Annotated in this window: 9 protein-coding genes and 4 pseudogenes; 10 read left to right on the forward strand and 3 right to left on the reverse strand. The window is 61.8% G+C overall.

All coding sequences use genetic code 11. From position 1 onward, the window contains the following. Window positions 1–361: 361 nt before the first annotated feature. Window positions 362–925 carry a hemerythrin domain-containing protein gene (locus AC630_RS00125; RefSeq protein WP_074116500.1) on the forward strand — a complete coding sequence of 188 codons (564 nt, stop codon included), beginning with the start codon at window positions 362–364 and terminating at the stop codon, window positions 923–925. A gap of 138 nt (window positions 926–1,063) precedes the next feature. On the opposite strand, the pseudogene AC630_RS00130 reads toward AC630_RS00125, so the two are convergent. Further along, a pseudogene (locus AC630_RS00130) lies at window positions 1,064–1,327 on the reverse strand (VIT1/CCC1 transporter family protein); the annotation flags it as partial. Window positions 1,328–1,403: 76 nt separating this feature from the next. Continuing rightward, a pseudogene (locus tag AC630_RS00135) lies at window positions 1,404–1,544 on the reverse strand (L-serine ammonia-lyase, iron-sulfur-dependent, subunit alpha); the annotation flags it as partial. A gap of 2 nt (window positions 1,545–1,546) precedes the next feature. On the opposite strand from AC630_RS00135, the gene AC630_RS00140 reads away from it, so the two are divergent. From AC630_RS00140 to AC630_RS00150, 3 genes are read left to right on the forward strand one after another with little or no spacing between them, the layout of a single operon-like run. After that, window positions 1,547–1,840: an NAD-binding protein gene (locus AC630_RS00140; protein WP_074116501.1), complete on the forward strand. Its 294-nt coding sequence runs from the start codon at window positions 1,547–1,549 to the stop codon at window positions 1,838–1,840. A 43-nt stretch (window positions 1,841–1,883) separates the two neighbouring features. After that, entirely contained in the window at window positions 1,884–2,348 is a 465-nt protein-coding gene (locus AC630_RS00145; protein WP_074116502.1) for a cupin domain-containing protein, read from the forward strand. An 11-nt stretch (window positions 2,349–2,359) separates the two neighbouring features. Then, on the forward strand, window positions 2,360–3,535 hold the full coding sequence (locus AC630_RS00150) for a M20 aminoacylase family protein (RefSeq protein ID WP_074116503.1): 1,176 nt from the start codon (window positions 2,360–2,362) through the stop codon (window positions 3,533–3,535). Here AC630_RS00150 and AC630_RS42705 read toward each other — a convergent pair. Next, window positions 3,500–4,633, reverse strand: a complete 1,134-nt coding sequence (locus AC630_RS42705) for a PAS domain-containing protein (protein ID WP_245330201.1) — start codon at window positions 4,631–4,633, stop codon at window positions 3,500–3,502. The genes AC630_RS00150 and AC630_RS42705 overlap by 36 nt on opposite strands. A gap of 605 nt (window positions 4,634–5,238) precedes the next feature. Between AC630_RS42705 and AC630_RS00170 the strand changes: the two genes are divergently transcribed. From AC630_RS00170 to AC630_RS00195, 6 genes and pseudogenes are all read left to right on the forward strand, one after another. Then, entirely contained in the window at window positions 5,239–5,466 is a 228-nt protein-coding gene (locus AC630_RS00170) for a DUF3551 domain-containing protein (protein WP_074116506.1), read from the forward strand. Between the two features lie 447 nt (window positions 5,467–5,913). Beyond that, window positions 5,914–6,990 (forward strand): HoxN/HupN/NixA family nickel/cobalt transporter, encoded by a 1,077-nt coding sequence (locus AC630_RS00175; protein ID WP_074116504.1) that lies wholly within the window; start codon window positions 5,914–5,916, stop codon window positions 6,988–6,990. Continuing rightward, a complete protein-coding gene (locus AC630_RS00180; protein ID WP_074116507.1) occupies window positions 6,971–9,283 on the forward strand; it encodes a TonB-dependent receptor in 2,313 nt (770 codons plus the stop codon). The genes AC630_RS00175 and AC630_RS00180 overlap by 20 nt, the downstream gene beginning before the upstream one ends. 201 nt (window positions 9,284–9,484) lie before the next feature. Continuing rightward, the gene (locus tag AC630_RS47960) at window positions 9,485–9,688 is read left to right on the forward strand and encodes an ATP-binding protein (protein ID WP_074116505.1); all 204 of its coding nucleotides are present in this window, start codon (window positions 9,485–9,487) and stop codon (window positions 9,686–9,688) included. A 5-nt stretch (window positions 9,689–9,693) separates the two neighbouring features. Beyond that, window positions 9,694–9,864: pseudogene (locus tag AC630_RS00190) on the forward strand (electron transfer flavoprotein subunit beta/FixA family protein); the annotation flags it as partial. 462 nt (window positions 9,865–10,326) lie between these two features. Then, window positions 10,327–10,571: pseudogene (locus AC630_RS00195) on the forward strand (extracellular solute-binding protein); the annotation flags it as partial.

Here is a 10,571-nt window from a genome sequence, read left to right on the forward strand (position 1 = left end):
ATCGCTCAGCCAGTAAGCCTGCTTTGCCATCCAAGCCTCCATGTGCTGGAAAGCTTGAATCACAATCCCTTAGTCCTGGGAATCCTTATTGAGTACAGACCCTAGAGGGAAAGCTCGTGCTGTGCCCGGATCTTCCGCCGCGTCATCAACGAGAAGGCGAACTCACGGTGTAGACGTCGAGACCTCGTGTGCCGCCAGGCTGCATTCGTTCTCGCCGCGGTCCACGGCAAGGTCGAGTTTCAAAAAGGGCAGTATGTCAGCCCCGACGACCCGCCGAGCCGGTCCTCGCTTGATCTAGCGCAAGAAGCAGGGATCGCTTTCAGGATAAGCTTTATCATTCAGTGGTTCATTGGAGGCTGCAATGATCATTGAGCGTCTATCCCGAGAACACCGCAATATTGAGACGCTGCTCGCCGTACTTGAACGCGAGCTGGAGATTTTCGATCGCGGGGGCCACCCTGACTATGAGGTCATTCGCGCGATTATCAGCTACTTCGAACTCTATCCCGAGATGTACCATCATCCCCAAGAAGAATTGGTCTTTGCCAAGCTAGAGCTTCGGGATCCAGCTGCGGCGGCAAAGGTCGGCAACCTGACGCTCGAGCACCAAAAAGGGACCCAGCGTTTGCGTCGCGTTGCTCAGGCGATCGATAGCGTTCTTGCGGATCGCGAGATGCTTCGGCAAAATGTCGACACCATCGTTCGCGATTTCATAGAGAACGAGCGGCGTCACATCACGATGGAAGAGCGTTATTTCTTTCCTGCCGCCCTCACGGCTCTAAAACCCGTGGATTGGGCCGAGATCGCGTTGGCCTCAACCAATCATGAGGATCCGCTGTTTAGCGAGGCAGCTGAAGAAACCTTCGACGCGCTACGAGCGCGCATCCTGCAAATGGAACAAGAGTCTGAAGCCGGACGACGTTAGAAGCCCAGTCAGGTGCGGTCGTGCGACTGCCACCAGCGTACAGCAGCAGGTAGACAGCGCAGCGGGTGACGTCGGTTTTGGGCCAAACTTCAACCACCCCAAGTGTCGGCTTGCGGGCGCAAAGCGGCAACCAACGGGCTAACCGAACAAATGGGCGAGCCAATAGGCCGCACCTGCGGCGAGCTCGCCGACCAGAAGCGTCTGCAGCGCGGACTTGAACTTATTGACGCCGGTGAAATGGCCCTTGACCGCGCCGAAGCAGAGTAGCGCGAAGCCCGTCGCCGCAACGGAAATTTGCAGCGCCGTCGTGATATTATGCGCCAACATGTAGGGAATGAGCGGAATTAATCCGCCAACGATATACGATCCGCCGATCGTGGCCGCGCTGATGGGAGCGCGCTTCTGAACGTAATCGCCCTTGTCGACGCGCGTACCGAAGTGGTCGCCGCTGAGACGGCGGGCCGTAAAGGACCCCCTCTCAACACAAGGTCACGTTGACAGCCAGTCCGCCAAGCGACGTTTCCTTGTATTTGCTTTGCATGTCGGCGCCAGTCTGCCGCATGGTCTCGATCACCCTGTCGAGCGTGACGTAGTGGTGACCATCACCTGACAGGGCAAGCTGTGTATGCCGGCCGTGTTGGGCTCGATGCACATGCGGTACTGGCCTCGATCGGTACCGGCGCGGCGGGCAGCTTCCTGCTCAATATGCTCGGCCCAAAGATGGTGAACCGGGATTTTGCTGCGGGCTTTTTCGTCGAACATCTGATCAGGGATCTGCGGATCGCCAGCGAAGAGGCCGGCGCTGCCCAGCTTCAGTTGAAGGGCCTGACGACCGCACTCGGCCAATACACCGCGCTCGCCGAGCGCGGAGGCCTTCGCGACGGCACTCAAGCGCTCATCAAGGTCTACGACTGAACGTCCAACGGCACGAGCCGGCCAACAACAGGGATCCGAATTGATGACGAATGCAAGGCAGGAGTCGACGGCCGTACCGCAGGTCCCCGAGGGGCTCACCGAGAATGGGCGCTTCGATGTCGCGACGATCGCAGCAAGCTTTCCCGACACGGCCAAGGCCCTGCTCGTCGACCAATATCTGACCTACCGGACCGAGGCGAGCGCGCGGGTGTTTCGTGTCTATCGTCCGACACCGCCGCACTATCATGCGACCTGCGACGAGTATCTCTACGTCTTCTCCGGCCGCGGCACCTTCTGGATGGAGGATCCCGCCACCGAGGCGGAGTTCAAACCCGGGCAGCTCCTGTTCTTCGCCCGCAACACGGTGCACGCCATGCCCAAATTGTTTGAGCATCCGGTGGTCTTCCTGTCGGTTGACACGCCACGGCGCGACCCAATGGATATCATCTTCGTCAATCCCGACGAAGGCTCGCCGCAATCGTTCATGGCGCGCAACGCGCAGGGCTGAGAGGTTCGAGCATGGGCGATCTCGACAGGCGCATCGACAGCATTCTTCCTGACGTGGTGGAATGGCGGCATGACCTTCATGCCCATCCCGAACTCGCTTTCGAGGAAAAACGCACGGCCGCCTTCATCGCCGAGCGGCTGACTTCATTCGGGCTGGAGGTGCATACCGGCCGTGCCGGCACAGGGGTGGTCGGGGTCTTGCGCTGCGGCAATGGACCTTCAATCGGCATGCGCGCCGACATTGACGCGCTCCCGATCGAGGAAGCAATTGGATTGCCCTACGCGTCGAGGCATTCCGGCCGCATGCATGCCTGTGGTCATGATGGCCACACCGCGATGCTGCTCGGAGCGGCGCGCGTGCTGGCAGAGGCCAGGCCGAAAGAGGGCACTTTTGTCTTCATCTTCCAGCCAGCAGAGGAGAATGAGGGCGGCGCCCGCGTCATGGTCGAGCAGGGGCTGTTCTCGCGCTTTCCGGTTGACGCGGTTTACGGGGCGCATAATTGGCCGGGGCTCCCCTGCGGCCATCTCGCCGTGCACGCCGGGCCGGTCATGGCGGCGTTCGATACCTTCGAGGCGACCATCGAAGGCAAAGGCAGCCACGGCGCCATGCCGCATCAAGGTGTCGATCCGATCACCATCGCCGCGCAATTGCAGATCGCATGGCAGACCATTGTCAGCCGTTCCGTCAGCCCGACCGATGCTGCGGTCATCAGCGTCACCCAGATCCATGCCGGCGACACCTGGAACGTTATTCCGGATAAGCTGGTGTTGCGCGGGACAGTGCGCTCGTTCGATCCGCAGGTACGCGACCTCCTCGAAGCCAAGATGGCGCAGCGGGCGGACAAGATCTGCGCGGCGCTTGATGCGAGCTGTCGGTTTGTCTATCAGCGCCGTTATCCCGCGACGATCAATTCAGTTGCCGAAGCCGGGACGGCTCGGCGGGCAGCCGCGCTCGCCGTCGGCGGCGATCGCGTTGTCACCGATCGTCCGCCAAGTATGGGAGCGGAGGATTTCGCCTTCATGTTGGAGCAAAAGCCGGGGGCCTACATCTGGATCGGCAACGGGCCCGATGCTGGTGGACGTAATCTGCACAGCCCGCACTATGACTTCAACGACACGGCTTTGCCGCACGGAATACGCTACTGGGTACGTTTAGCCGAGACCATCTGCATCGGGGCAGCTACCTGACGGGCCAGGTGGCATTTTCTGCCCCGTTCGGGATGTTCGCTGCAGGATACACGTACGTACACAATTGCCGGCGCGCTTCTGTGACATGACCAGGTCATGGAACGAAGCGCCCTGCCACCGGTCCTTGGCAAGCAAGTCATGGCAAAAGGCGAGCGCCTGAAGGCGACCTATGAAGCGTTCCTGGTACTGATTCACGTCGCTAGCATACTGCGCGGTTTGCCTGGCGACGGCCATCACGACGGCGAGCAGGTTCTTGGTGCGATGCGACAACTCGGCGATGATGAAGCGGATATGCTCCTCGCGCCGCTTCTGCTCACTGATGTCTATATGGGTGCCGATCCAGCGATAGACGGTCGACCAAACATCGCGGAGCGGGATGGCGCGGGTCAGAAATGGGTGATAGGCGCCGGCGTGGCTGCGGAGCCGAAGTTCAAGCTCTAGCGGCGTACCGTCACGCAAGGCCTCTGCCCACTCCTGGCGCACCTGCGGTAGTAGTGTTGGGTCGAGCAGAGGCAGCCAGTCGTGCATGGCGCCCTCAGTCCGCGCTTCACCCGTGTACTCGTACCATCGTCGATTGAACCAGAATATTCGGCCGGCATGGTCGGCCATCCAGACCAGTTGCGGGATGGAATCAGACAGCGAGTGGAATTGTTGCTCGCTCTCGCGAAGCGTCGCTTCGGCCTGTTTGCGCTCGGTAATCTCTTCGGCCGCGACGTTGACGCCGACGATGGCGCCGCGCGCGTTGCGCAAGGGATGCCAATAGGTGATCCATGCCCGATGCTCGTTCTCGTTGGGGCGCTGACCGGCCACTTCGACGCCTGTCACCGGTTCGCCTGTCGTCATGATTGAATGTACGATCGCCTCGACGGAATTGGCGAGGGCCGGCACACATTCACGGACGGTGCGGCCCGGATGACCTTCTACCGAGATGCCACAGATCTCCGTCAGGTGCTGGTTGATTTGTAGATAGCGGCAATCCGGCGATAGGAACGCGAGTCCGATCGGCGCAGTGTCATAGATGAGCTGGAGCGCCGGCTGCTTAAGGAAGAGCGAGCCAGGTACCAGCGCCTGTTCAGCTGAATTCTTGCTTGCCGTCACGCTTTGATCCCGCTCCCATTTGGCTCGGCGTGTCGTGGCGGTACCGGAACAGCCTGCCGCTCTGCCATTTCCGGGCATCTCGCAACACGACCGTGGGCGGCTTCGCAATGCGCTTCCGACGCGTAAGACGATTGGGTAGCCCAGCGGAGCCAGCCGTATCTATCTCGATCATAAACGATGATAGCCGGTTTTCCTGAATAAGCCATGCCAGGATTAGGCGACCGTAGATCAGACGCTAGATCAGGCGGTCAGATACGGGCTGGGACAGGGGCTGGGTAGAAAACCAGGCGGCGCTGTTCCGAGAACGATCCTTCTCGCGGCGATTGCAACTCTTTCCGAACGGCTTCGTAGTCAGGTTTCCCGTCTTGCGAAGGACGTTGTCCTGATTGTTTCTAACGAGCTCAGGGACTTCACCTGTATTGTCCGCTCGGATCGCGTGGTACCATTTCCTCATCGGCCGATGGCCTGTTGTGATGTGTATATAGCTTTCGGCCCTTACGTGGCTTCGCCACGCGGCGCGTTCGTTGGCCAAAGCGGAACTCAATTGTGCGACGGAGCGTCGATGTTGAGTGTTGCGGTCGCGCGTTCAGGCAATGGAGCTTAAAATGCGTCTCAGCGTCCAGGCGTTGGCACTGCTTGCAAGCCTTGCCACATTGATCTTCGCAAGTCACGTCCAAGCCGCTCCTGCGGATCGATATTGCCTGCAAAGCCGCAGATGGGGTTTTCCCGGCAATTGCCAATTCGCGACACGTCGGCAGTGTCTCGCCGCAGCTTCCGGCACGAATGCTAGTTGTGGGCTCAATCCGCGCTACGCATCTTCAAGGCGGCATTAGCCAAACCCAACTCCTCGGGGGGTATTCCCCCTGTCTCCACTCGGGGTTTCTTCCGATGGCCCAGGGAGCGTCGACCGGCGAGGCAACGACTTGGTCGCGACGACGCTGCTTTGCTCGCAGCAAGAACGAGGTTCACCGGTTGGCCGATTGGAGTGCAAAGGCGCGTTCTTGAAAACGCCACGCGCCAAAGTCTCCGTGCGGCAGATGTGTCCGTGATCGTCGTGTGGGGACCCGTCAACTTCGTAGCCAAAATGGAGAGTAGCTTGCCAATAGTCGCTCCGCATCCTGCCTCAGCGTCGCGATGCGCCAGGCGCAGATTCTGTCGCCAGAGCAACGATTTGGTGGCCATCGATGTAGGCTTTCAGTCGTCAAGTTAAAGAGTGGCCCGGCTCTTGCTCTTTGCGGTATGATAGTTTTTGATAAACATCATACTGTAAGGACTGGTGGATGAGGCAAGCGGCGAAGTGGTCTTTGCGGGCGGTCGAGCCCGGGGTGGTGCTGCTGTTCGGTGGGCTGATTACCGCCAATGTCGCCGCGTGGACCTGGGCTTTCGCGCTGTTCGGCGACCGGCCGACAGCCATGGCGACGGCGCTGCTGGCCTGGGTGTTCGGCCTCCGCCATGCCGTCGATGCCGACCATATTGCCGCGATCGACAACGTCGTGCGCAAGCTGATGAATATGGGCGGTGCGCCGCGAAGTGTCGGTCTCTACTTTGCGCTCGGCCATTCCACCGTCGTCGTGGTCGCGACGATGTTGCTTGCGCTCGGCGTCGTCAACTTTGGCGGTGACAGCTTGCTGAAGGAGATTGGCGGCCTGATCGGCACCTCGGTGTCGGCGCTGTTCCTGCTCGTGATCGCGGCCATCAATCTCGCGATCTTCGCCGGCCTGTGGCGGACGTTTCGCATGGCGCGCGAGCAGGGCGTCCACGACGCTGAAGGCCTCGAAGCGCTGCTCGCCAATCGCGGATTTCTGGCGCGGCTGCTCGGCCCCATGTTCCGCCTGGTGACAAAGCCCTGGCATATGTATCCGCTCGGGCTGCTGTTCGGCCTCGGCTTCGACACGGCCACCGAGATCGGGCTGCTCAGCATTTCCGCCAGCGAAGCCGCGCGCGGCGTGTCGCTTGCGCATGTGCTGGTGTTTCCCGCGCTCTTCGCCTCCGGCATGGCGCTGATCGACACCGCCGACTCCGCGCTGATGGTGAGCGCCTATCGCTGGGCCTTCGTCGATCCCTTGCGAAAGCTCTGGTACAACCTCACCATCACCGGGGCCTCCGTCGCGGTGGCGCTGTTGATCGGCGGCATCGAGGCGCTCGGGCTGATCGCCGACCGGCTCGGCCTGTCCGGCGGTGTGTGGGCGCTGGTCGACGGCCTCAACGAGTCGCTCGCCAATGTCGGCTTCGTCGTGATCGCGCTGTTCGCGATCGCCTGGCTGGTCTCTGTCGTGCTCTACCGCCGCATGTTTGCCGGCGGCTCGCCGCACGCGCGCGATGTGCTTCGAGGCGCGAATGCCACCGAAGCAGCCTGAAGGCGGCCGGTGCCGGGGCGCTTTGACCGCGCTGTCAGCCTGCGTGCTGCTCGTCGACCGAGGCGATGCGTTCGCGCAGGACGCCGGTACCTCGCGTGAGCTGCCGCCGGTCCAGGTCACCGGCGGCGAAGCGCAGCGCCACAAGAAGCCGCCCGTGCCACGAAGGACGAGCCGGGCCGTCCCGGCGGGCAGCCGTAATCTGGCACAGCCGGCAGCATTTCCCGCACCGGATTCACGCAGCGTGGCCTCCGGCCCAAAGGGCCCGCCGGGCATGGCCAGCGAGATCACCGTCTCCGGCGAAGAGCTCAATGCGCGTCCCTTCGCACGACCGGGCGAGGCGCTCGAAGCCGTGCCGGGCCTGATCGTGACGCAGCATTCCGGCGAGGGCAAAGCCAACCAGTATTTTCTGCGAGGCTACAATCTCGATCACGGCACTGATCTCGCCATCACCGTCGACGATGTCCCCGTCAACATGCGCACCCACGCGCACGGCCAGGGCTATGCCGATCTCAACTGGCTGATCCCGGAAACCGTCGCCATGATGGACGTGCGCAAGGGGCCGTACTTCGCCGACGAAGGCGATTTCGCCTCGGTCGGCAGCGTGCATATCGGCCTGATCGACCGCACCAAGGGCCTCGCGCAGGTGACCGCCGGCAGCTTTGGCTATCGCCGCCTGCTCGGCATGGACTCAGCGAAAGTCGGTGACGGTTCGCTGCTCATGGTCGGCGAGATCGGCACTTACAACGGCCCGTGGGACAATCCTGACAATGTGAAGAAACTCAACGGCCTCGTGCGCTACAGCCAGGGCACCGCGACCGACGGCGTGTCCGTCACCGGGATGGCGTATGCCAACAAGTGGAATTCGACCGACCAGGTGCCACAGCGCGCGATCACGAGCGGCCTGCTCGACCGGTTTGGCTCGGAAGATCCAAGCGACGGCGGCAGCACCAATCGCTTTGCGCTTTCGGGCCGCGTCGCTCAGAGCGATGATCTCGGCTCGTGGAAAGCCAATGCCTACGTTGTGAAGAGCCAGCTCGATCTCTTCAACAACTTCACCTATTTCCTCAGTGATCCCGTGCTCGGCGACCAGTTCCACCAGCACGATGATCGCCTGATGGCGGGCGCCAATATTTTTCGCACGCTGAATGGCTCGTTCGCAGGGCTGCCGATGCAGACCACCTTCGGCCTGCAATCGCGCTACGACGTGATCGATCTGGCGCTCACGGGCACCTTCCAGCGCGGCTTCCTCGCCGATGTCCGCAGCGACAAGGTCGGCGAGGCCAGCGTCGGCCTCTATGCCGAGAACACGGTGCGCTGGACCGATTGGCTCAGGACTACGATTGGCTTGCGCGGCGACTACTACGCCGCCGACGTTACCTCCCTGTTCAATGCCAGCAATTCCGGCCGCGCGGATGCCGCGCTCGCCAGCCCGAAATTCCGGATGGTGGTCGGTCCGTTCAACCAGACCGAATTCTTCCTCGGCGCCGGCTATGGCATGCATTCGAACGACGCCCGCGGGGCGACAACCACCGAAGATCCGAGTGATCCCGCGACACGGCTCACGCCGTCGCCGCTGCTGGTGCGCACCAGGGGCGCCGAGGTCGGCGTCCGCAGCAGGATCGTTCCCGGGCTCGATACATCGCTCAGCGTCTTCATCCTCGATCAGGATTCCGAGATCCTGTTCTCCGGCGATGCCGGCGATACCTCGGCGGCCCGCGCTGGCCGCCGCTACGGTTTCGAATGGACCAACCACTACCGCCCGCGATCCTGGATCGAAATCGACGCCGATCTTGCGATGACGCCTGCGCGCTTTCGTGGCTATGACAGCGAGCAGGCGGAGGTCTACGCCTCGCTCGCCGGCTATCCCGAAGCGCAGATCGGCAACGCGCCCGGCAACTACATTCCGAACGCGCCGGCGATGGTGGCCTCGGCTGGCGTCACGCTCGGCGAGAGGACCGGCTGGTTCGGCGCCTTGCGCTGGCGCTATCTGGCGTCGAGCCCGCTGACGGAGGACAATGCGTTCCGCTCAGCTGCGACCGGTATCTTCAACGGCCGCCTCGGCTATCGCATCGACAATGGCTGGCGCCTCCAGCTCGACGTGCTCAATCTCGTCAATACCCAGGCAAACCAGATCACTTACGCCTATGGTTCGCTGCTCAAGACCGACAGGCTCTACAATCTCTGCACCGCAGGCACCGCGCCGGCGGCGGTCTGCCAGAACGGCGTGATGGATTACGTGCTGCATCCGGTCGAGCCGCTGACGTTTCGCATGACCGTGGCAGGGACGTTCTAGGTTCAGTCGGGTCGCGAGTCGCGGAAGATGCGTGCGCCGGTGATGATGGCGGACAACATGCTCTGTCGCGACATGATGTCTTCGCGGTCGCTTGCAAGTCCAGGCTGTGAAAAAAATATCGCAGCGCTGGGCGCATTACACGATGCGACGAGATGGAAACAAGTCTTGTCTCTCGATGGAAACGTGTCTTTCAGTCCTTGGATGAAATTCGTGCTCGCCTATGGCGACGTGCCCGAACATGCCAACGATGCGATGCGCGGCACCGAATGCACGGGGCTCGGCCTCTGGATCAGCTACGGCATCGTGCGCGAGCACGGCGGCGAGCTCCTGGCCACGAACGAGCCGGGAGGCGGCGCGACATTCTCTCTTGCGCTGCAGGCCGCCCCACCCGTGCCTTTCGAATGATCAATGCGCTGCTGCCCAACATCATGAAGGCCAGGAAGAAGCCGATCGCGAAGGCCGTCGCCGATTACGGTGTCGACGTCGCCGCGCGCCTCGAAGTTCTGAATACGGCAGAGTCCGCGGGCCGCAAGGCCGGCGTCAAGGTCAAGGACGTCGCCGAGCGCTGCCGTCGCTCGTGACTGGCCTGCATTTCGCGCTGATCTAGGCCTGGGCTCGGGACGATCTGCCGACTATTTCCCGGTCCGGCATTGGCGGGCTCATCATCGCGGCGCGCGAGCGTTTCGATAACATGCCACCGATCGCGGTGAGGACCGGCGTTCCGGCTGTGCGGAAGAACCAGCCAACTTCGCTTGCAACGTTTAGTAAAACGTGGTTCACTAAACAAATCGAGCCTGCCGGGCCTATAGAATCCGGGTGGCGCGAGGAAACGTCAGTTTAGTTGCTCAGCTCGTCACGGACTGTGTCGCTCTGCTCGAAGCATTCGAGCGGGTAGGAAAGCCGTGCCATGTCGATGGCCGGTCACCCGGAGGGAACGCGAAATGAAACCGACATTGAAGACGCTTGTTGTTGCATGCGGGGCTGTTGTCTCCGCGTTCGGCGTCGGAGCGGGGACCACGCCCGCACAGGCGCAGGGCAAAACCATCACGCTGTGCTGGGCCGCCTGGGATCCGGCCAACGCGCTGGTCGAACTTTCCAAGGACTTCACCGCCAAGACTGGCATCGGCATGAAGTTCGAATTCGTGCCCTGGACCAATTATGCCGATCGTTTCCTGAACGAACTCAATTCGCACGGGTCGTTGTGCGATCTCATCATCGGCGATTCACAATGGATTGGCGGCGCGGCGGAGAATGGCCAATACGTCAAGCTCAATGATTTCTTCAAGAA

Source organism: Bradyrhizobium sp. AS23.2, from assembly GCF_001908185.1.
Lineage (GTDB): Bacteria > Pseudomonadota > Alphaproteobacteria > Rhizobiales > Xanthobacteraceae > Bradyrhizobium.

Coding starts and splice junctions, on each gene's coding strand:
- AC630_RS00125 (WP_074116500.1), top strand. CDS start 362: ATGATCATTGAGCGTCTATCCCGAGAACACCGCAATATTGAGACGCTG.
- AC630_RS00145 (WP_074116502.1), top strand. CDS start 1,884: ATGACGAATGCAAGGCAGGAGTCGACGGCCGTACCGCAGGTCCCCGAG.
- AC630_RS00150 (WP_074116503.1), top strand. CDS start 2,360: ATGGGCGATCTCGACAGGCGCATCGACAGCATTCTTCCTGACGTGGTG.
- AC630_RS00170 (WP_074116506.1), top strand. CDS start 5,239: ATGCGTCTCAGCGTCCAGGCGTTGGCACTGCTTGCAAGCCTTGCCACA.
- AC630_RS00175 (WP_074116504.1), top strand. CDS start 5,914: ATGAGGCAAGCGGCGAAGTGGTCTTTGCGGGCGGTCGAGCCCGGGGTG.
- AC630_RS00180 (WP_074116507.1), top strand. CDS start 6,971: ATGCCACCGAAGCAGCCTGAAGGCGGCCGGTGCCGGGGCGCTTTGACC.
- AC630_RS47960 (WP_074116505.1), top strand. CDS start 9,485: ATGAAATTCGTGCTCGCCTATGGCGACGTGCCCGAACATGCCAACGAT.